Origin of the sequence: Dialister hominis (genome assembly GCF_007164725.1) — a bacterium.
Lineage (GTDB): Bacteria > Bacillota > Negativicutes > Veillonellales > Dialisteraceae > Dialister > Dialister hominis.
In genome coordinates this window covers 859,614-880,654 of the sequence record NZ_AP019697.1, presented here as the reverse complement: position 1 = coordinate 880,654, position 21,041 = coordinate 859,614, and the positions used below count along the sequence as shown (strand labels likewise).

Sequence of the window (21,041 nt, the reverse complement as noted above, 5' to 3'; positions counted from 1 at the left end):
TTATTACTTATCCTGTACGTGATATAATATTTAAAATAACTTTTAACTATGGAGGATTTTAACTTGGTACTGAAAAGAAAACTATTCGTATTGGCCTCTGCTCTTTTCATTGCAGGCGGGATTCTATCTTCCGATGCCAAGACCCTGCTTCTGGTTCCTCAGGATAACCGTCCCGTAAGCTTATCTTATACAGTTTCAACAGCAACAAAGGCAGGCTATACGGTCCTTACGCCTCCGGACGCATATCTGTCCGGGAAAAATTATCAGGGAAGCCCCGATCTTATCTGGCAATGGGTAGACAGGAACATAGGCAAAGCAGATGCTGCCATCCTCTCCACTGATACCTTGATTTACGGAGGACTCGTTGATTCCAGAAAACATAATGAATCACTTGAGACTTTGGAGAACAGAGCTGACCGAATCCGCACACTTCACAGAAGATTCCCGAGTGTTCCGATTTATGCATTCGGTACAATTATGAGAACTCCTTATGCTTCCAGCGGAGGAGTAGAGCCCTATTACTATACCAGCTACGGGACATCATTATACAGAATTTCTGCTCTGCAGGACAAAATGGATATCGGGACGATCTCCAATGCTGAAACTGCTGAGCTTCTTTCTTTGAAACTCTCTGTCCCTTCAGAATACCTTCAGGACTGGTATAAAAGAAGAACTAAAAATACAATCATCAACAGGAAACTGATCGAAGATACACGGGAAGGTGTTTTTGCGTACTTCTGCAAAGGACATGATGATAACAGCAAGAACTCTCAGTCCGCTCTGGAGTCCAGATACCTGACCAAGGATGCGAAGGGACTCTCCCCTAAAATTTACGGTTCCTTCCCAGGCGCCGATCAGCTGGCCCTGCTTTTAATTGCCAGATACCACAATGATGCCAATCACCTGAAGCCGACATTTTCTGTAATCTATCCTTTAGGCCGTGAAGAAGATACGGTTCCAAGTTATGAGAATCAGCCGATTGGAAAGACGATAGAAGAACATGTCATTGCGGCCGGCGGAACGATTATCAAAAAGAACACACCGGATATTATGCTTGCCGTTAATACGCCTCTTGTTTCGACTGGAGAATCCGGAACATTCAGCAACTACGGCATGATGAAACAAAGCACAACAGATTTCATGAACCAGGTCGACAGCATTATCGATCGCGGAATCCCGGTTGCCATGGTTGATGTTTACTTTGCAAACGGCTCCGATAATACTTTAATGAAGCTTATGCAGAAGCATGACATTCTCTACAAAGTAGCTGCCTATGACGGATGGAATACTGCGTCGAATACAATCGGATTTGCCATCGCACAGGCTATCCTGGCTCCTGACATGTCCGCGCAGGATCATAAAGATATGCTTACCGAGCAATATCTCGACAACTGGGCTTATCAGGCAAATATCCGCAAGGATATAACCAGAATGTGTGAATCTCAGCATACAAACTATATCCCTACCCCGGATATCAAGGAAGAAATGATAGCTGAAGTCCAGGATTTTGCGAAGAGAAAATTAGGATTGAATCCGGCCACCGTTTCAGCAGATTTCCCATGGAACCGCCTGTTTGAAATTGATGCAAAAGTCTCTCCGAATCCTATATACCCCGTCTATATGACGCAGGCAGCCAAGAGACTTAAAGAAGAGCAGGAAGCTGCCAGAAAATTGAAAGAAGCTCAGGAACAGCAGAAAGCAAAAGCCGAATCCGCTTCCGTTCCCGTGCAGGCTAAGGGAAGCAATGTATCCGAAGGTACGGATATCTCGACCGTCTATATAAATAAATAAAAATCTGCAGCAGAAAAGGAGACCGCATTTGAAACTGGTCTCCTTTTTTATTAACCGTTTTTGACGCTTTTTTCCATTTCTCTGGCAGACTCTAAGGCGCTTGCCGAATCATAGGTGCCGGAAATCATCAGAGCAATGGCATTCAGATGCTGGCTTTCATTAAGGAGGTCTGCCTCAGCAAAAGTATGCCCGTCAATGACTTTCTTAGCAATTTTATAATGCTTATCCGCAATGCATGCGGTCTGGGGAAGATGCGTAATACATAAGATCTGCAGAGATTTGGATAGAATTCCGATTTTCTTCGCGACCTGAATAGCAACACGCCCGCTGATGCCCACATCAATTTCATCAAATATCAGTGTCTGTCTTTTCAAGAGGTTGGAAATCACCATTTCAATGGCTAACGCAATTCTGGATATTTCGCCGCCGGACGCTGTATCCTTCATGCTTCTTAAAGGTTCGCCCGTATTGGCGGAAAAATAAAATTCCATTTCAAGAGCACCGTTGGGAACTGGTTCTTTCGCAGGTACGAGGTGCAGCTCCATCCTGGCATTATTCATACCCATATCTTTCAAGATATCGACTACACGGTTCAGGATTCTGGCGGAGGAAACCTGTCTTAAGTGATTCAATGATTCTGCTGCCTGCATAACCATCTTCGTCAATACGCTGAATTTTTCCCGCATACTGTCATTATCATAAATAATTTCCTTGAGGGAGTCATACTCTGCCTTTGCATTGGCTTCATATGCGATTACATCCTTAATGGCAGGGCCAAATTTTTTCTTCATTTCAAGAATAACTTCATTTCTTTCCTGAAGCCCGCTAAGTTCCTCCTCGGAGAAATCACTGCCTGACAAGTATGATTCAATTCCCGTAATTGCGTCTTCCAGAGAATATGCTGCTGAATCCAAGGATTCCGAGAGTGATGCAATGGAGTTGTCATAGGAAGAGGCAATGGATACCTCCTTGACCGCTTTTGCTATACAATCCTGTACCCCATTATCAGCTGTGATAATATCCAGTGCTCCCTGCAATGCCCTCAGGATCTTCTCATGATTCTGGAGGATATTTAGCTTGCTGGTTACCTCTTCATCCTCTCCCTCATGGAGATTTGCTGCATTGATTTGGTTGAGTTCCCATTCCAGGGTATCAAGCCTGCGTTCTCTCTCCTGTTTCCTTAACTTATAATCATCGAGATCATCTTTTAATTTTTTCCATTCTTTGTATAGTTCCCGGTATTTCTTATATGATGCTATGACATCCGGAGTACCTGTATCCACCATTCTTTCGCAAAACGGGATCGACAGAAGTTCCATATTATCATTTTGCTCGTGAAGCCTCACGAGCTTGCTTCCCAGACTCTGCAGCTGGCGAACCGTACAGAAATTGCCATTAATTGTGCATATGCCTCTTCCATTCCTATTGAGTCTTCTGGATAAAATAAGCTGATTGCCGTCGGTATCGATCCCTTCCTTCTGAAGATCTTCGATGATAGTGTCATCTACATAAAACACACCTTCAATTTTGAAGTAATCGGCTCCCGTACGTATGAAATCAGTCTTTGCACGCCTTCCCATTAAAACTGCCAGTGCATCAATAACGATAGACTTTCCCGATCCGGTCTCGCCCGTGCAGATTGTCACGCCGGATGCCGGATCAAGAACAGTATCTTTAATGATTGCAAAGTTAATGATATGAAGACTTTGAAGCATTGTTCACCGCCTCACTTTTATGACTTTAAGAGTCCTTGAATATGTTCAAGAAAGACAGGAACGTCTTCCGGGCTCTTCAAAATGATCAGAATCGTATCGTCCCCGGCCAGCGTTCCTATAACCACATCAGAATTGGCATGATCGATAGCAAATGCAACTGCCGATGCGGAACCGGGAATCGTGTGTAAAACGACAAGATTCATGCTGCTGTCAATCTTTGTGACTGCCTGCTGAAACAACATGGCTGTGTGGTTCTTGGGCATGACATTTTGCTTTTCATCAGATAAAGCGTATCTGTAATGCCTGTCCTTGTAGGGAACCTTAATCAGCATAAGCTCCTTGATATCTCTGGATACAGTTGCCTGTGTAACTACGATCCCCTCTTTTTTCAAAGCAGCGGCCAATTCTTCCTGCGTTTCAATGACCTGATTCTGTATGATTTCCTTTATCTTCATTATTCTATATCTTTTCATTATATCTACCTTTCCTATTGCTTCCTTTGCAGGAGTCTTCAGTCATCGGTTCAAGATGAGATCCCTGCAAATGAATAGACATACTTTAAATCCTATGAATATTTATTATAAATTTTAAAGCATTTAGTGAATAAGGTCAATGATTTCTGTATAAAAATTCTTTTTACGGATCACTTTCCTGAAATTTTATTAAGTTTTCAGTCAGGATTTTCTGCTTTCGTCCGTTTAACGCTCTTGATAATGCAAACAATTGCAAAATAAATGCATGAAATCGGATATTCTGTTATAATTTAATAAAGAAAATCAATTCATTGTATAGAGGGATATGTATATGGATAATTATATCGGAAAGCATTTGCTGGTTGACTGCTATGGATGCAGACCTTCTTCTATAGATTCGTCACCAGATCTGCTTGCAGCCATGATTGATGCTGCTGAAAAAATCGGAATGACATTAAAAGAAAACTTCTGCCATGAAAGCGAAGATGAGGTAATCATTGCTGCTTACGGAGATAAATCTCATATCTGCGTACATGCTTACCCGCAGCTTTGTTATGCAGCCGTGGATATTTACAGCTTTGATGCAGATTTAAAACCGACCCGGACCATGGTGATGCTCAGAAACTATTTCCATCCGGAGAAAATCAGGGCAACCTCAGTCAAGAGAGGAAATATAAATCCTGATATGAAGCCTAATATCCATTCGAAATCGACAACGATGCATAAGTTCAAAAATACAGGACATCAGATGTCGGCTGCCGGAAAGAAAGTAGCCAGCTACATTGTCCACCGGAATGAAAAGAGAGGCGGACTTGGGCCGGAATAACTTCTGCGGTTCAATATATTCGTTTATCAGGATCCATACCAATTAAAAAAAGAGCACTGCCTTTTCGGCATGTGCTCCTTTTTTATTGGTGTTACGCTCTTAAATTAATTCCTGCCTTTGCAAGTGCATTGACAATATTGTTCACCCACTGATCCACTTCTGCATCGGTAAGGGTTCTGTCTGCTGCGCGGAAAGACAGTTTGTAGGCCATGCTCTTGAAGCCTTCCTTAACCTGTTCTCCCTGATACAGATCGAACAGATACAGGGATTCCAGATTATCTCCTGCTGCATCATGAATGATCTTTTCTACATCAATATTCATGTACTGCGTCGGAACCATCATTGACAGATCTCTTGTCGAGGATGGGAATTTAGGAATCTTATGATAATCTATGACCTCATCGACAATGCCAAGGACTTCCGGAATGGAAATGACAAAACCGAAAACCTTTTTCTTTATATTCATCTGATCCAGCACGGAAGGATGCAATGCGCCAAAAGAAGCGATTACCTTTCCATCTTTGACAAAGTCCGCAGAAATACCTGGATGGAATACAGGATATGTGGACCTTACAGTTTCATACCCCTTGATGTTCAGTGCCTTGAATACATCTTCCATGATTCCCTTGACATCAAAGAAATCATATTCCCTGTTGCTGTTTGGATATCCTTTTTCTTCAGGACCACCGCAAAGCAGACCGGAAACCAGTGCATATTCATAAGGAAGTTCTGTTAATGGAAGCGACTTTGGCTGATAAACATGTCCATGTTCAAAGATAGAAATCTGTTCATTATGCTGTGCCAGATTGTAAGCCAGAGTGTGAAGAAGTCCTGGCAGCAGCGTTGTTCTCATATCAGGATATTCTTCTGAAATAGGATTCATGATCTTGATTGCGTTGTAAACCTTATCCGTTTCAGGATAGTTGAGCTTTTTCAGTTCCTTCTTATCCATGAAGCTGTAATTTACAACCTGAGACATTCCGTCGGCAATCAAGGTATCGCTGATATTGAAGAGAACTTTCTGCTCATCTGAGATGCTGCCCTTCTTAATAGCACTCCATGGGGTCTTATTAGGAATATTCGCATACCCGTATACTCTTGCCACTTCTTCTGCCAGATCAGGCATTCCTTCAAGATCAAGCCTGAAATCAGGAACAGTGACCGCAAGCGTTCCTTCCGATTCCTTGACATCGAAATGAAGGCTGGTCAGGATATTGATGATTCTTTCAGCAGGAATTTCAATGCCGATATATTCATTGATTTTTCTTACAGATGTAACGATGATCTGCGGCTCAGCTTTGACCGGATATTCATCAACCATTCCGGATGCAACCTGGCAGGCTCCCTGTTCTTCCAGAAGCTGGCAGATTCTATTAATGGCCATTTCCGTTCTTGCAGGGTTGATTCCCTTTTCGTAACGGCCGGACGCTTCAGAACGAAGGCCCAGGCGGCGTGAAGTACGTCTTATGGATGCGCTGTCGAAAACAGCTGCTTCCAGGAGGACGTTCTTCGTCGATTCCGTAACTTCGGAATTCAGTCCTCCCATGACACCGGCGATGCATGCAGCCGTATTGCTTCCATCAGAAATAACAAGATCGGAAGAGGATAAGATTCTCTCGTTTTCATCGAGGGTTACTATCTTTTCTCCCTCTTCTGCATGACGGCATGTCAATGAATGGCCGTCAATCTTGTCATAATCATACGTATGAAGAGGCTGCCCGATTTCGAGCATAACGTAATTGGCCGCATCAACCACATTATTGATTGGCCTGATTCCGTTGCTTCTCAGGCGGTTTTCAATCCACACAGGAGAACGTGTAATGGTGACATTTTCCAGGAGGCGTCCGCAAAAACGCTTGCAGTATTTGGAATCACTGATATGAACGGAAGCGCGGCCAGCAATCGGGAGACCCGTTTCCCTGACTGCGATTTCCCGCAAAGTGACCTTGCGGTTGAAAATTGCACCAACTTCAAGCGCCATACCTATCATACTGAAGCAGTCGGCTCTGTTGGCAGTCAGTTCCATTTCATAAACAACGTCATCCAAGTCAAATAAGGTATGAATATCATTCCCTACAGGTGTATCCTTGGGAAGAATCAGAATACCTTCCTTATTAAGTTCAGGATAAAGATTCAAATCAAGGCCCATCTCACCAGCGGAACACATCATTCCGGCAGATTCAACACCTCTGAGCTTTCCTGCCTTGATCAGTGTATCACCAAATTTCAGACCCGAAGGCTGGCTTGCATCATGAGTTGCCGGCACATGTGCACCATCCAGAGCGACCGGTACAATCTGTCCCGGTTCAACATTATGTGCACTGGTAACAATCTGAACGGTTTTGCCGCTTCCAACATTGACCTTGCAGACTAAAAGGCGGTCTGCATCAGGATGCTTGTCAACGCTGAGTATTTCCCCGGTTACAACGCCCCTGAGGTTCTTTCCCGGATAAATGACATGTTCAACCGGTATTCCGTCTATAGTCAGAGTTTCGGCCATTTCTTCAGCATCAAGGCCCTTTATATCAACTAATGTACTCAGCCATTTTAAAGATACATTCATTCTAATATCCCCTCTCTGTCTTAGAACTGTTCCAAAAATCTTACATCATTTTCATAGAAGTTTCTAAGATCATCAATTCCGTAAAGCAGCATGGCAATACGTTCAATACCCATACCGAAGGCAAAGCCGCTCACCTGCTGCGGATCATACCCGTTAAGGCTCAATACCTGAGGATGCACCATGCCGCAGCCAAGAATTTCCAGCCAGTCAGGATCTCCGCCCTCATCATGAGTTCTGGAAGCAAAGGAGATGTCGACTTCAGCAGATGGTTCTGTGAACGGGAAGTAGCTGGCTCTGAATCTGATCTTTGTATCGGAACCAAACAGATCCTTTAAGAAAATTTCCAGTGTTCCTTTCAAATCAGCAAAGCTGATGCCCTTATCGACGACTAAGCCTTCTACCTGATGGAATACAGGAGAATGTGTAGCATCATTATCCCAGCGGAAAACTTTGCCAGGAGCAATCATTCTGATTGGAGAGTTTGGTTCATGTCTTCTAAGGGTGCGGGCCTGAACCGGAGAAGTGTGTGTTCTTAAGAGAATTTCATTTGTTATGTAGAATGAATCCTGCATATCTCTGGCGGGATGATCTTTCGGCAGGTTGAGGCATTCAAAGTTATAATAATCCGATTCGATTTCCGGTCCTTCTTCGACAGAGTAACCCATACGAACAAAGGATTCCATGATCTTTCTCAAAGCTTTGTCCAATGGATGGACATGGCCGGCCTTATGGTGTCTGGCGGGCAGTGTAATATCAACGGTCTCATTTTTAATCTGGCTTTCGAGACGCTTTGCCTTAAGCTGTGCCTGCTTTTCACCGATGAAAGATTCAACAGCAGCCCTGACTGTATTCGCTGCAGTGCCGATAACCGGACGCTGGTCTGCGGGAACGTCTTTCATGTTTTTAAGGATTGCGGTCAGCTTTCCTTTCTTGCCAAGATAAAATACTTTGGCATCCTGCAGTTCTCTTTCATCAACTGCTGCACTGATTTTTTCTTCGGCAGATTTCTGCAATTCAGCTAAATCAGTATTGATGAAATTAACAACCTCATTGCCAAGTTCCTTTGCAATTTTCATGAATTCGACATCCTCGAGCAATTTGTGAGATTTGATATCATTCAGCAGATTGTTTAAAGATTTGCGGACATCAGGCAGGTTTTCTACACTTAAGTCACCCTCTCTGCATTTTTTAAGCATTTGCTGAGCTTTTACCTTAAGCTCTTCTAAATCCTTGTCCATGTTCCAGTCCCCTCCTGTAAAAATACTTTTTTGATGTAATCAGAAAAGTGAACAATCAAATAATTAAATAAAAAAAGAACCCAGCCCCGGCAAAGGGGCGAGGTTCTCTTACTCGCGGTACCACCCTAATTTATATCTTGAAAACCTTAACGCAGTCCCTACGTTTGGCCTACTCCGTTCAGCCAAAAGCTCTGAAGTGAATAAACTCCGGTACCCTTCCAATGTTCCACTATCATCGGATCCCTATGAGAGAACTTGGGAGTTCTGTCTTCGTCATTGCTATAATGATAAAAATATTTTAACATTCCAGACGGAAATGTCAATTAAAATTTCCAATTAATACAATGGGCGGATTGTATAATTAAGTTGAACACTTAAAAATCCATAGCGAACCCTTGTGGTAAAATGTAGTTGCACAAAAAACACAACCACAAAGGAGAATCGCTATGGATCAAAATCATTTTACCACGGATACGTTACGCAAAAAAGGGGCTCATTTAACTTTTGAGGAACGAGTCATTATCCAAACGCGTCTCCGCGACAAGCAATCGTATCGGAGCATAGCCCGTGAGATTGGGTGCTGTGTCAATACGGTACGCAACGAGGTGAAGCGTGGCAAGGTTCTTTGCTATAACGGCAAGGTGGAACGCTATCGCGCAGCAGACGGGCAAAGCACCTATGAGGCGCATCGCGAAAACTGTGGTCGCAAATGCGACGCCATAGCAAAGGGAGCATTCCTCGACTATGTGCAGAAGAGACTTCAGGAACATCACTGGTCGCTCGATGCCTGCTTTGGCAGGGCACTGGTTACGGGAGAATGTCAACGTGGCGAGATGGTCTGTACGAAAACCCTGTACAACTATGTCACGCTGGGGCTCCTAGGAAAAATCAAGAGTATTGACCTGCCCTTGCGCGTCAAGCGAAAAAACGCCAGGAAGCGGGTTCGTGAGCGTAAGAAGAAGTTCGGCCGCAGTATAGATGAGCGCGATCCTTCTGTGGATGAGCGTCAGGATTTCGGGCATTGGGAGTGTGACCTTGTACTGGGATCTCGCTCAAAGGACGAAGTACTGCTGACTCTGGTTGAGCGCAAGACACGCTGTTCCCTCATCAGAAAACTGCCCAACAAGGAAAGTGCCTCTGTAATAGCAGCCTTCAGAAAATTGAAGGATGGAATGTTCCGCGGCTGTTTCAGCCGAGTGTTCCTCAGCATTACGACAGACAATGGCAGTGAGTTTTCCAGCCTGTCGGAGCTAGAGAAACTAAGTCACACACGGATCTATTATGCGCATCCGTACTGCTCCGGCGACAAAGGTACGAATGAGAATCACAACGGCTTATTCCGTCAATTTCTTCCCAAAGGGAAGAAAATCCAGGATTACCCAGTGGAACACATTTCCAGAGTAGAGTGCTGGGCCAACACCCTGCCAAGAAAAATACTCGGCTATAAGACACCCGAGGAGTGCTTTAGGGAAGAAATGCTTGCAGCACTTACTGCATAAAGGTTCGCCGGGTGTTCAACTTATTATTGCAATTCGGGAATTAATACAATGCAGCATTGGCGATAACCAGTCTCTGTACCTGATTGGTTCCTTCATAAATCTGCATGATCTTGGCGTCGCGCATGTATTTTTCATTCGGATTTTCACGGGAATATCCATTGCCGCCCATAACCTGCACGGCAGTCGTAGTTACTTCCATTGCCACATCAGATGCATAGCACTTGGACATGGAAGAATACAGAGAAGCCTGTTTATCATTGTTCATTTCAAGCCAGCAGGCTTTATAAACAAGAGCTCTTGCAGCTTCTGTCTTCATGACCATATCGGCAATCATTTCCTGAACCATTTCGAACGATGCAATCTTCTGTCCGAACTGCTTGCGCTGGTGGGCATAGTGAATGGCATGTTCAAGAGCCGCCTGTGCAATGCCGACGGAAATGGCGCCTACAATAGGACGGGCCTTCTCTAAAGTTTCCATCGCAATACGGAATCCCATACCATTTCTGCCTACCAGAGCCGTTGCCGGCACGAAGCAGTCATCAAGAATGATTTCAGATGTAGCAGATGCTCTGATACCCATCTTGTCTTCTTCTTTGCCAATTGTAACGCCCGGTGTATTTCTATCCACCATAAATACAGTCAGCCCGCGAATGCCGCCGAATTCTCTTGTATTTGCAAAGAGAGTGATCTTATCAGCAATCGGTGCATTGGTGATGAAGCATTTCGTACCATTAAGCAGATATCCGCCTTCTACTTTTTTTGCCTTGCACGCAACAGCCCCGGCATCAGATCCTGCCCCCGGTTCGGTAAGTGCGAAACATGCCATGCCGCCCTTATTCAGGCAGTCGAAGTATTCTTTTTTCTGTTCTTCAGAACCCGCTACAACAACCGGGAAAGAAGCTAAGGAGTTAGCAGCACAGACAGTAGCAACACCAGCGCACCCCTTTGCGATTTCTTCTGTCACCAGAGCAACCGTAAGAAGATCAAGTCCTGGTCCGCCATACTCAGCTGGCACAGCCAGGGTAGTCATTCCTGACTGTTTCAAAATATTAAGAAGATCTTCATCCATAACTCCGCTTTTATCAATATCCAAGGCTCTGGGAGCTATTTCCTTCTCACTAATTTCTTTAGCTAATCCGATTAGCTCCTGCTGTTTGGCTGTCAGCGAAAAATCCATACTTTACCTCCATTAGGTACATAAAAATTAACAATACATCAGTTCAACGGTCTCTTCCCTATTTTGCTTATACTGTGAAATAGTCTGAAAAATCATCAGATGCAAGTTAATGCTGATCTCTGTAAAATTTTAGCATATCAGACATAATAAAGAAATAATCAGTTCTATAAAACAGGAAATCAATTATCTGACTTATTCATAATGAAGGGCATCAATTGGGTTCAATTTGGCAGCCTTTTGTGCTGGATATATACCAAAAATCAAACCAATAAGCACAGAGAATAAGAAAGATCCCAAGATTGGGGTTACTGTCAAAACCGTGGTTAAGGTAGAAACATAAGGAATGATCTTTGAAATAATAATTCCAAGGATGACCCCGATCAGCCCGCCGGCGACACTGACTGTCACAGATTCAATCAAGAACTGGACAATAATCATTTCATAAGTTGCTCCAAGTGCTTTCCTGATGCCGATTTCCTTGGTACGCTCCGTAACGGAAACGAGCATGATATTCATGATGCCGATACCGCCTACCAAAAGGGAAATAGCAGCGATACTTCCCAGGAAAATGGTCAATGTTCTGGTCGTTGATTCCATTGTCTTCAGAAGATCCTGAGAATTCTGAATGGAAAAATCATCATCAGCCCCGGTTGCTATATGATGCCTGAGTCTCAGCAGGTTCGTAACATCCGTTTCTATCTGGCTTAAATCACTGCTGTTTTCCGATGAGATGGCAATATTATTGACATATGTTATATGGAGCATTCTTTCCTGTACGGTAGTAAACGGAATGAGGATACGATCGTCCTGATCCATAAAGGAATACCCTTTCGCCTCAAGCAGTCCGATAACGGTAAACGGATCGCCATTGATACGTATCTTCTGCCCGATCGGGGATTCCTCTCCAAATAAGCTTGTTGCTACCGTCTGGCCGATAACAGCCACTCTTGCTCTTTCATTATATTCTCTTGCCGTCCAGAAACGTCCTTCTGAAACATTCAGATCTGAAAGCTTGGCATAGTCTTCTGTACATCCATAGATGCGGGTTGTCCAGTTCTTGTTGCCATTGACAACGACATAGCTCGTATTGACCAGCGGCGCTGCATAAGAGATATTAGGAAGATTCTTTATTGCTTCATAATCCTTGTATGTCAAAGTCTGCATAGAACCGGCAGCCGGCCTTATGCCGGGCTTTCTGCCTGTACCAGGAGTAATAGTGATTGTATTCGTTCCCAGGCTTGAGATATTGCTTTCGATTGATGACTGGACACCATAACCTATAGACATCAATGCAATGACCGCAGCAACACCGATAATAATACCGAGCATTGTCAATAGCGACCGCATTTTATTGCTGATGATAGAACTCCAGGCCATCAATACACTTTCAAAATATATATTTGTCATAGCAATCGCCCCTTAAAGTCTTTGCTAATATGGCCATCAGACAATACCACATGGCGGTTGGCATAATTGGCTACATCCGTTTCGTGGGTAACCAGTATAACCGTCTTCCCCATTTTATAAAGATCAGCAAATATCTCCATGACTTCCCTGGTCGAGTGGCTGTCAAGATTCCCTGTAGGTTCATCTGCCATGATAATGGCGGGATCATTGACCAATGCTCTGGCGATGGCAACGCGTTGTCTCTGGCCGCCTGACATTTCCGCCGGCATGTGGTCTATACGGTCACCCAGCCCCACTGATTCCAGCATTTTCACTGCACGTTCTTTGCGCTCTTTTTTAAAGACATTTCCATATATCATTGGAAGAATAACATTATCAAGAGCTGACAGGCGCGGCAGCAGATTAAAGCTCTGGAAAACAAATCCAATCTTCTTGTTTCTGGTATATGCCAATTCTTTATCTGTCAGATTAGCGACTTCTTTTCCGTCTAATTTATAGGACCCTTTTGTCGGCCGGTCAAGACAGCCTAAGATATTCATCAGTGTGGACTTGCCAGCCCCGGAAGGGCCCATAATCGACACGAATTCCCCCTTAGTGATGGAAAGATCTATATGCGTCAATACAGGCACTTCCTGATCACCGATGTAGTAACTCTTTCCTATTCCCTGGAGCCGGATAACTTCTTCAGCTTGCTCATCTGTTTTTATTGCCATTAGAACCCCGGTCCTCTCCGCGTATCCCTTGTCGTCGGAGCCGCAGCTTTTTCCTGAGATACAGTACCGCTTACGACGATTTGATCGCCTTCGCTTACACCAGAAAGCACCTCTACGGCCTTATCTGTCGTAATTCCTGTCTTTATATAGGACTTTTTGATTCCGTCTCCATCCTTTACATATAGGTAAGATCCATTTGAATCTGTTCTGACTGCAGTTACCGGAACAGTCAAGACATCATCATCCTGACGTCCCTTGATTGTTGCGCGGGCAGTCATAGAGGGGTAGAGCCCATCCAATTCGTCCTTATTGATTCCAACATAAACCGTATAATATACGACAGAGCTGGAGGAGCTGGAGGAAGAGCTGGATGAGGAATACTGCTTTTTGGAAATATCAGTAACAACACCATGGAATGTCTTATTCGGATACGCATCAACGGTGAATTCTACACCCTGTCCGACGGCTACTTCTCCAATATCTGTTTCATCTACCAGAAGCTCAATACGCATGGAAGAAAGGTCAGCAACGCTCACAATGACCATCTGGCTGGACAGCCCCTGGGAGACGGTTTCCCCTTCCTTCATTGGTTCACCGATGACAACCCCATCCATTGGGGAAACAATGACTGTATCATTGACATCTGCCTGTGCTTTGTCATAGGATGCCTGTGCATTCAAATAATCAAGTCTGGCATTGTCCATTTCCTGATAAGATATCGCTCCCTGTTTATAAAGGTTATTCAATCTGTCGTAATAGGATTCCTTATTCGACAATGTATTCTGAGCCTGTTTCATTGTGGAGGTCAGTGCTTTTGATTCGATGGTTGCCAATGTCTCGCCCTTAGTGACTTTTTCATTCTGCTTGACATAAACCTTTTCCAATGTACCGGATGCTGTCGCAGACAAATCAACGCTGTTTACCGGTTCAATAGTTCCTGTCGCATCAATAGACAAACCTATATTGCTCCTTGCAACAGTTCCCAGTGTGTAATCATCCTTTTTAGTTTCATTTGATTTCGTGTACCAATAGTATGCACCTGAAATAATAATCAAGATGACAACAATAATTGCTATTATGCCTTTTTTCTTTGTCATATACACCAACTCCTTATCGAGTGTTTGAATTCCATTCCCTATGGTTTAAATTATAGCACACATGATGCACTGCCCCCAATATCACTGAATCAAAAAAGGGCGGGTACGCCTGCGCCTGCATTACGTACTCACCCTTTTTGAAATTATATTCGTTCAATTAGAGATCCTGATAGAGCGGATACTTTTCACAAAGTTTTTTGACTCTTTCAGCACATGCTGATTTAACAGCTTCATCTTCAGGATTCTTGACTACTGTTGCAATGATATCAGCAATTTCAACAAAGTCTTCCTCAACAAACCCTCTGGTTGTTAAGGCCGGGGATCCCAGACGAATGCCGCTTGTCACAAACGGGCTGAGCGTTTCGAATGGAATTGTGTTCTTATTGACAGTAATGCCGACTTCATCCAAAGCATTCTGTGCTATTTTGCCGGTTGTGCCTACGGCCTGCATATCAGCTAAGAGTACATGAGTATCCGTACCGCCGGAAACAACACGGATTCCGACACGCTGCAGTTCATCAGAAAGAACTTTTTCATTGCGTTTGATCTGTTTAGCGTATTGTTTGAAGTCATCAGAGAGTGCTTCACCGAAAGCAACCGCTTTTGCTGCAATGATATGCATCAGCGGTCCCCCCTGCATGCCTGGGAAAACAGCCTTATCAATGGCTTTTGCATACTGTTCCTTGCACATGATGACACCGCCTCTTGGTCCGCGAAGTGTCTTATGTGTAGTTGTCGTTACGATATCTGCCCAAGGAATCGGACTTGGATATTCGCCGCCTGCAACCAGACCTGCAAAATGAGCCATATCGACCATGAATAATGCGCCAACTTCTTTTGCAATTGCTGCAATACGTTCAAAGTCGATAATACGGGAATACGCGCTGGTGCCGCCGATAATTAATTTTGGCTGTACTTCCTTGGCAATCTTTTCCATTGCTTCATAATCAAGAAGTTCATCTTCTTTTCTGACACCGTAAGGAACGAAATTGAAATAGTTTCCGGAGATATTGACCGTACTTCCGTGTGTCAGATGACCACCGTCCGTAAGGTTCATGCCCATGACTGTGTCACCAGGATTCAGCAGCCCATAATAAACGGCAAAATTTGCCTGTGAGCCGGAATGCGGCTGAACATTGACATGTTCTGCACCAAAAAGTTCTTTAGCACGGTCGATAGCCAATTGCTCAACGATATCAACATATTCACATCCGCCATAATATCTCTTGCCCGGATATCCTTCCGCATATTTATTGGTCAATACGCTTCCCTGAGCTTCCATTACAGCATAGCTGACAATATTTTCAGAGGCGATCATTTCCAGTTTATCCCTCTGGCGGCCTAATTCCTTCTGGATTGCTTCATATACTGCCTGATCAGCTTTTAAATGCTCCATATTCCCTTCCTCCTTGAAATCCCCACGAATTTAACTATTTCCAATTATCATTCCATAAAGAGATTCTGAAATCTTAATCCATTCCATCCTCTCTTGTATAATGGGCACGTTCACCACCTATAAGAGGCGGCCTGGTTTTTGCACCAGAAACATAAGCCTGTCCGATTCTGTTTGCTTTCAGCCGGATGGGTACAGCCACTCTCTTAAGATGCATTCCAATCATAGTCAAACCTATATCAATACCTCCGCTGGCAGCTACTCTTTCAACTGCAACAGGATCCTTGAACTGATAGAAGGCACTTGTAGAAAATGCACCGCCGGCATGAAGCCATGGAACGACTGTAACTTCATCATACCCAAAGAATTCAGCATCTTCCCTTTCCATAATGAGAGCACGGTTTAAATGTTCACAGCACTGAAAAGCAAGCCTCAAATGTCTTTTGCCCGCTTCCTCGATAATTGTACTTGTAACAGTCTTTCCAACTTCATAAGAGCTGTCCTTTCCAATCACGCCTCCCCTTACTTCACTGGACGATCCTCCGACCACAATTAAACTGCCAGGTTTAAACTGGGCTGTTTCGCAAAGCTCATTAAAGGAATTTCTTGTTTGTTCCTTGAGATCTTCATACATCTTACAATTCCTCGTTTTCTATCTTTTTTATTTTCTCCAAACGACGGGCATGACGTCCGCCCTCAAATTCACTGGATAAAAAAGTGTCGAGAATAGATTCAGCAAGTCCTGGCCCGATAACCCTTGCGCCAAGTGTCAATACATTGGCATCATTATGGGCACGGGTAAAGTGTGCTGAAAATTCATCACCGCACAGTGCCGCTCTGATTCCCTTCATTTTATTAGCTGCGATGCACATGCCGATACCGGTACCGCAAACAAGGACAGCATACGTTGCCTCGCCATTCTGCACCAGCCTGCACGCTTTTTCTGCATAGTCAGGGTAATCACAGGATTCTTCTGTATAAGTGCCGCAATCAACATAATCAATGTTCTTGTCGGATAAATGTTTAATCAAAACTGATTTTAATCCCACTCCGCCATGGTCACTTGCAATGGCTATTTTCATATTTTTCCCTTTCGTCAAAATACATAAACTTTTACGTAAAGTATACTCCTTATTGGAGTTTATTGCAAATAAATATGCACTATGTACGGTTTAAATGTATCAATTACCGCTACTGCACTTAAAGCTTCATTCAATTACCTATTAAGTGTATACATAATAATTTTATATTAAGTTTCTTTTTCCTCGACCACGATATGCCCGCCTGATGCTTTTTTCAGTCTGTTCATGATGGCGCGGCCTATACCTGCCTGATCTGTTCCTTCACCGTATATCTGCTCAACAGGCTGCTCATTGAAATATAACAGCCCTGTGAATAAGTTATGTGCGAAGCTTTCCTTATCCTCTCTTTTGCCCCAGATATAGCAGATCGCATCTTCAGGAAGCATCTTAGCCGTTTCTTCACTGACAAAAAATCCGATTTTACTTACATCTCCTTCATGAACCTTTTCAAGGATTTTAGCGGCTGCAGAATCTCTGTCTCCTGTGTATACAGTCAAAGGCGCTTTCGGTGCATAGTGCCTGTACTTCATGCCCGGTGCTTTAGGATGACCTGTATCAACAATCAGATTGCTGTCCATTCTGGCGGGTCCTATTTCCTGAAGCATTTCAAGCGTGATGCCGCCGGGCCGGTAAACAACGATTTCTCCATTTTCTACACCGATAATGGTAGATTCAAGCCCTATGTTGCATGGACCATCATCCACTACAGCACTGATTCTCCCATTCATATCATGGAGCACATCATCTGCTGTTGTCGGACTGGGCCTTCCCGAAATGTTTGCACTGGGGCCCGCAAGAGGAACACCGGCTGCCTTAATAAGGGCTCTTGTCGCAGCATTCTGCGGGCACCTTAATGCAACTGTATCAAGACCTCCGCTGGTTTCTTTCGGAATGATATCTTTCTTCGGAAAAACAATCGTAAGCGGCCCGGGCCAGAACTTCTCTATTAATTTGTTTTCTATGCTTCCTACATGCTCTACATATTTTTCTACTTCATCCCTGCCGGAAACATGTACAATCAGCGGATTATCGGATGGCCTTCCTTTTGCCGCATATATTTTTTTCGCAGCATCTGCATCCAGCGCATTGCCGCCAAGTCCGTATACTGTTTCCGTTGGAAACGCAACAAGTCCGCCCTCTCTTAATATTTTACCTAACTTGAAAACTTCTTCTTTATAATACGACTCATTTACATGAATTCGTTTTGTATCCATTTTTAAAACTTCTTTCTGCAATATATAGCTCTTTCTATACCGCCGTAATCCTTTATGACTTCGAAATCCTCAAATGAACCGCTGTCTTTCAGCATATCCAGTATTGGCTGCGTCTGCCCAATGCCATATTCAACAGCCAGAAAACCGCCTTCTTTTAAATGATTTGCCGCTTCCTTGGCAAGCTCTCTGTAAAAATCAAGGCCGTCTTCCCCGCCGTCTAATGCAATTCTGGGTTCTCTCTGTACTTCAGGAGCCAGTCCTGAAATATCCTTTGACGGAATGTACGGAGGATTGCTCAATATGCCGTCAAACAGCTCTCCTTCTTTGAGCATTGTCAGGTAATTGCCCAAACGCCATTCCACGCGGTCTTCCATTTTCAGCTGAATTCCGTTTCCCTTGGCAATTGCAAGCGCATCTTCAGATATATCAATACCGACACCATGCGCACCTTCGCAATAGTAGAGGAAGCTAAGAAGAATAGCTCCGCTCCCCGTCCCAAGATCAGCGACAAACAATTCAGGATCATTTCTATGATACTGTATGACCTTTTCAAGCCAGGTTTCCGTATCCTGCCTTGGAATCAATGTATTTTCACTCAGCTTGAAGGTGAGCCCCATAAACTCCTTTTCACCCGTTATGGCTGCTACCGAATATCCTTCAATGCGCTTTTTGATATATCCGCGATACATGGCCAGCTCATCCGGATTGACGATTAAATCAAAATTAGTATAGAGATAAATGCGTGATTTATTCAGCACATGGGCAAGAAGGATTTCCGCATCAAGACGTGGCGATTCTATATGATGGTCTTTAAAATAATGCGTTGTCCATGTTATTAATTTATTAATCGTCCATATTGTATTACCGGCCACTGGAATCCCCTTCCTTCATTCTTCGCGACAGGTCTTCCTCGATGAGCCTGTCAAGTATCGCGTCCATGTCACCATTTAAAAAATCATCCAGCTGATAGATGCTCATATTGATTCTGTGATCGGTAACACGTCCCTGCGGGAAATTATATGTACGGATTCGTTCGGAGCGGTCTCCTGATCCAACCTGATTCTTCCTGTCTTCTGCCTCTTTGCTCTGGCTGTTCTGCAGGGCCTGGTCATATAATCTGGACTTAAGAATCTGGAGCGCCTTTTCCTTATTCTGTCTCTGGCTTCGTTCATTCTGACAGGTAACAACCATACTGGAAGGAATATGCGTAATACGGATAGCCGAAGATGTCTTATTGATATGCTGTCCGCCTGCACCTGAAGAACGATATACATCTATCCTTAAATCATCACGTTTTATGTCGATATCTACATCCTCAGCTTCTGGCAGAACTGCCACGGTGACAGCAGAAGTATGCACTCTCCCCTGACTTTCCGTCTCAGGAATTCTCTGTACTCTGTGAACACCGCTTTCAAATTTAAGAATGGAGTAAGCGTTCTTTCCTTCAATCGTGCATGTTACTTCCTTAAATCCGCCCAGATCGGTTTCGTTAGCACTTGCAATTTCTGCCTTCCAGCCCTTTCTCTCAGCGAACTTCAGATACATCTTTAAAAGATCTGCAGCAAAAAGCGCTGCCTCTTCACCGCCTGTTCCGGCTCTGATTTCAAGAATGACATTCTTGCTGTCATTGGGATCCTTTGGAATCAGCAATTTATGTATTTCCAAATCCAGTTCATCCCTGCGTTTTTCGCTTTCCTTAAGTTCTTCCTTGGCAAGCTCATGCAGGTCTGATTGTGATTTATCTCCAAGAATTTCCAAAGCCTCTTTCGCCTGATCCAGCACTTCTTTATATTCTCTATATTTAGAGACGACTTCTGCCAGCTCAGAATGCTCTTTTGAAAGTTCTCTCCATTTATTTTGGTCGGCTATAACAGAAGGATCACTCAGCTGGTCTTCCAGTGAAATAAACCTGGCTTCCATTTTATCCAACTTATTGATCTGCATATTTCAAAACGCTCCTTCAAACTATAAAAATAAATTCATATCAGGATGATGACAGTCCATTTCATCCCATTCTGTTAATAAACTATATTGTACAGTATAACAGAATATCACTATGAATAACAAAGTGTGCAGGCATTCCATCCCTAAAAAATGAAATTAAAAAACAGGGCTTCATAGCCCTGTTTCTTAGTCTGATGTTTTTCCGTAACGTTTGTTGAACTTTTCGATACGGCCGCGAGCCTTACCGAAACGCTGCTGTCCCGTATAGAACGGATGAGATTTGCTGCTGATATCAATATTGATCAGCGGGTATTCATTTCCATCTTCCCATTTAACAGTCTGGTTGGAAACAGCTGTAGAACGAGTCAGAAAGGAATAGTCAGCACCGATATCGCGGAAAACGACAGGATGATAGTCCGGATGGATGTCCTTCTTCACTTAATTGCACCTCACTTCAAATACATAGATAATTCTTTGTTATTATATCAGAAGAAATCTGGTAATGCAAGGAAAGGAAATAAAATAATATTCCATTTCTGCAATAAAATCAGCTTGTAAGACCGGCTCTTCGTTTACTGGCCGTCCCTAATGATATTAGCTATTTCATCAACGAACTTGGCCTTCTGACGATATCCAATGATCCTGCCGATTTCCTTCCCGTCTTTAAACAAGACAAAAGTCGGAATGCCGACAGTCTGGAATAAATCAGCCAGTGCTTCCTGTTCTTCTACTTCTAATCTGCAAAAGGAAATTTTGTCTTTAAACTTTTCTTCAGCAAATTTCAAGGTTGGTTCCATGACCTGACAAGGACGGCACCATGCAGCCCATAGGTTCAAAAGGACATATCCATCCTTCTGATAAACTTCATCTTCCAGATTTTGCTTTGAGTGAATATCTACAGCCATAGTT

The 21,041-nt window shown here is 43.6% G+C and carries 19 protein-coding genes; 3 read left to right on the top strand and 16 right to left on the bottom strand.

All coding sequences use genetic code 11. The features are described from left to right. The first annotated feature begins 63 nt into the window (after window positions 1–63). The gene (locus Dia5BBH33_RS04055) at window positions 64–1,791 is read left to right on the top strand and encodes a DUF4127 family protein (protein WP_022381954.1); all 1,728 of its coding nucleotides are present in this window, start codon (window positions 64–66) and stop codon (window positions 1,789–1,791) included. 50 nt (window positions 1,792–1,841) lie between these two features. Here Dia5BBH33_RS04055 and recN read toward each other — a convergent pair whose 3' ends face one another. Then, window positions 1,842–3,506, bottom strand: a complete 1,665-nt coding sequence (gene recN, locus Dia5BBH33_RS04050) for a DNA repair protein RecN (RefSeq protein ID WP_143332425.1) — start codon at window positions 3,504–3,506, stop codon at window positions 1,842–1,844. Between the two features lie 17 nt (window positions 3,507–3,523). Next, a complete protein-coding gene (argR, locus tag Dia5BBH33_RS04045) occupies window positions 3,524–3,979 on the bottom strand; it encodes an arginine repressor (RefSeq protein ID WP_108849779.1) in 456 nt (151 codons plus the stop codon). A gap of 331 nt (window positions 3,980–4,310) precedes the next feature. On the opposite strand from argR, the gene Dia5BBH33_RS04040 reads away from it, so the two are divergent. Next, window positions 4,311–4,805, top strand: coding sequence for an S-adenosylmethionine decarboxylase family protein (locus Dia5BBH33_RS04040; protein ID WP_143332424.1), 495 nt, complete (start codon window positions 4,311–4,313; stop codon window positions 4,803–4,805). 91 nt (window positions 4,806–4,896) lie between these two features. On the opposite strand, the gene pheT is transcribed toward Dia5BBH33_RS04040, so the two are convergent. Together pheT and pheS are read right to left on the bottom strand one after the other, a co-directional pair. After that, entirely contained in the window at window positions 4,897–7,368 is a 2,472-nt protein-coding gene (gene pheT, locus Dia5BBH33_RS04035) for a phenylalanine--tRNA ligase subunit beta (protein ID WP_143332423.1), read from the bottom strand. A gap of 20 nt (window positions 7,369–7,388) precedes the next feature. Further along, complete coding sequence (gene pheS, locus Dia5BBH33_RS04030; RefSeq protein ID WP_179951952.1) at window positions 7,389–8,402, bottom strand: phenylalanine--tRNA ligase subunit alpha; 1,014 nt, start codon at window positions 8,400–8,402, stop codon at window positions 7,389–7,391. Between the two features lie 650 nt (window positions 8,403–9,052). Here pheS and Dia5BBH33_RS04025 point away from each other — a divergent pair. Next, window positions 9,053–10,105 (top strand): IS30 family transposase, encoded by a 1,053-nt coding sequence (locus tag Dia5BBH33_RS04025; RefSeq protein WP_143332421.1) that lies wholly within the window; start codon window positions 9,053–9,055, stop codon window positions 10,103–10,105. A gap of 40 nt (window positions 10,106–10,145) precedes the next feature. Here the strand turns inward: Dia5BBH33_RS04025 and Dia5BBH33_RS04020 are convergent, their stop codons facing one another. The 12 genes from Dia5BBH33_RS04020 to Dia5BBH33_RS03965 form a co-directional block, all read right to left on the bottom strand. After that, window positions 10,146–11,282, bottom strand: coding sequence for an acyl-CoA dehydrogenase family protein (locus Dia5BBH33_RS04020; RefSeq protein WP_143332420.1), 1,137 nt, complete (start codon window positions 11,280–11,282; stop codon window positions 10,146–10,148). Window positions 11,283–11,474: 192 nt separating this feature from the next. Next, window positions 11,475–12,689: an ABC transporter permease gene (locus Dia5BBH33_RS04015; RefSeq protein ID WP_022381964.1), complete on the bottom strand. Its 1,215-nt coding sequence runs from the start codon at window positions 12,687–12,689 to the stop codon at window positions 11,475–11,477. Then, a complete protein-coding gene (locus Dia5BBH33_RS04010; RefSeq protein ID WP_022381965.1) occupies window positions 12,686–13,402 on the bottom strand; it encodes an ABC transporter ATP-binding protein in 717 nt (238 codons plus the stop codon). The genes Dia5BBH33_RS04015 and Dia5BBH33_RS04010 overlap by 4 nt, the downstream gene beginning before the upstream one ends. Next, window positions 13,402–14,499, bottom strand: coding sequence for an efflux RND transporter periplasmic adaptor subunit (locus Dia5BBH33_RS04005; protein ID WP_143332419.1), 1,098 nt, complete (start codon window positions 14,497–14,499; stop codon window positions 13,402–13,404). The genes Dia5BBH33_RS04010 and Dia5BBH33_RS04005 overlap by 1 nt, the downstream gene beginning before the upstream one ends. A gap of 157 nt (window positions 14,500–14,656) precedes the next feature. Beyond that, window positions 14,657–15,895 (bottom strand): serine hydroxymethyltransferase, encoded by a 1,239-nt coding sequence (locus tag Dia5BBH33_RS04000; protein WP_143332418.1) that lies wholly within the window; start codon window positions 15,893–15,895, stop codon window positions 14,657–14,659. 73 nt (window positions 15,896–15,968) lie between these two features. Then, window positions 15,969–16,526: a TIGR01440 family protein gene (locus Dia5BBH33_RS03995; RefSeq protein WP_022381968.1), complete on the bottom strand. Its 558-nt coding sequence runs from the start codon at window positions 16,524–16,526 to the stop codon at window positions 15,969–15,971. 1 nt (window position 16,527) lies between these two features. After that, window positions 16,528–16,974, bottom strand: a complete 447-nt coding sequence (gene rpiB / locus Dia5BBH33_RS03990; protein ID WP_108850885.1) for a ribose 5-phosphate isomerase B — start codon at window positions 16,972–16,974, stop codon at window positions 16,528–16,530. A 167-nt stretch (window positions 16,975–17,141) separates the two neighbouring features. After that, entirely contained in the window at window positions 17,142–18,188 is a 1,047-nt protein-coding gene (locus Dia5BBH33_RS03985) for an L-threonylcarbamoyladenylate synthase (protein ID WP_108849785.1), read from the bottom strand. A gap of 2 nt (window positions 18,189–18,190) precedes the next feature. Next, window positions 18,191–19,060, bottom strand: coding sequence for a peptide chain release factor N(5)-glutamine methyltransferase (gene prmC / locus Dia5BBH33_RS03980; RefSeq protein WP_022382135.1), 870 nt, complete (start codon window positions 19,058–19,060; stop codon window positions 18,191–18,193). Continuing rightward, window positions 19,050–20,132 carry a peptide chain release factor 1 gene (prfA, locus tag Dia5BBH33_RS03975; RefSeq protein WP_108849786.1) on the bottom strand — a complete coding sequence of 361 codons (1,083 nt, stop codon included), beginning with the start codon at window positions 20,130–20,132 and terminating at the stop codon, window positions 19,050–19,052. The genes prmC and prfA overlap by 11 nt, the downstream gene beginning before the upstream one ends. Before the next feature lie 186 nt (window positions 20,133–20,318). Next, entirely contained in the window at window positions 20,319–20,570 is a 252-nt protein-coding gene (locus tag Dia5BBH33_RS03970; RefSeq protein ID WP_022382137.1) for a type B 50S ribosomal protein L31, read from the bottom strand. A 134-nt stretch (window positions 20,571–20,704) separates the two neighbouring features. Then, on the bottom strand, window positions 20,705–21,037 hold the full coding sequence (locus Dia5BBH33_RS03965; protein WP_022382138.1) for a thioredoxin family protein: 333 nt from the start codon (window positions 21,035–21,037) through the stop codon (window positions 20,705–20,707). Window positions 21,038–21,041 lie beyond the last annotated feature (4 nt).

Coding starts and splice junctions, on each gene's coding strand:
- Dia5BBH33_RS03965 (WP_022382138.1), bottom strand. CDS start 21,037: ATGGCTGTAGATATTCACTCAAAGCAAAATCTGGAAGATGAAGTTTAT.
- Dia5BBH33_RS04005 (WP_143332419.1), bottom strand. CDS start 14,499: ATGACAAAGAAAAAAGGCATAATAGCAATTATTGTTGTCATCTTGATT.
- Dia5BBH33_RS04015 (WP_022381964.1), bottom strand. CDS start 12,689: ATGACAAATATATATTTTGAAAGTGTATTGATGGCCTGGAGTTCTATC.
- Dia5BBH33_RS04020 (WP_143332420.1), bottom strand. CDS start 11,282: ATGGATTTTTCGCTGACAGCCAAACAGCAGGAGCTAATCGGATTAGCT.
- rpiB (WP_108850885.1), bottom strand. CDS start 16,974: ATGAAAATAGCCATTGCAAGTGACCATGGCGGAGTGGGATTAAAATCA.
- recN (WP_143332425.1), bottom strand. CDS start 3,506: ATGCTTCAAAGTCTTCATATCATTAACTTTGCAATCATTAAAGATACT.
- Dia5BBH33_RS04025 (WP_143332421.1), top strand. CDS start 9,053: ATGGATCAAAATCATTTTACCACGGATACGTTACGCAAAAAAGGGGCT.
- Dia5BBH33_RS03985 (WP_108849785.1), bottom strand. CDS start 18,188: ATGGATACAAAACGAATTCATGTAAATGAGTCGTATTATAAAGAAGAA.
- Dia5BBH33_RS03995 (WP_022381968.1), bottom strand. CDS start 16,526: ATGTATGAAGATCTCAAGGAACAAACAAGAAATTCCTTTAATGAGCTT.
- Dia5BBH33_RS04010 (WP_022381965.1), bottom strand. CDS start 13,402: ATGGCAATAAAAACAGATGAGCAAGCTGAAGAAGTTATCCGGCTCCAG.
- Dia5BBH33_RS04040 (WP_143332424.1), top strand. CDS start 4,311: ATGGATAATTATATCGGAAAGCATTTGCTGGTTGACTGCTATGGATGC.
- pheT (WP_143332423.1), bottom strand. CDS start 7,368: ATGAATGTATCTTTAAAATGGCTGAGTACATTAGTTGATATAAAGGGC.
- prfA (WP_108849786.1), bottom strand. CDS start 20,132: ATGCAGATCAATAAGTTGGATAAAATGGAAGCCAGGTTTATTTCACTG.
- argR (WP_108849779.1), bottom strand. CDS start 3,979: ATGAAAAGATATAGAATAATGAAGATAAAGGAAATCATACAGAATCAG.
- Dia5BBH33_RS04000 (WP_143332418.1), bottom strand. CDS start 15,895: ATGGAGCATTTAAAAGCTGATCAGGCAGTATATGAAGCAATCCAGAAG.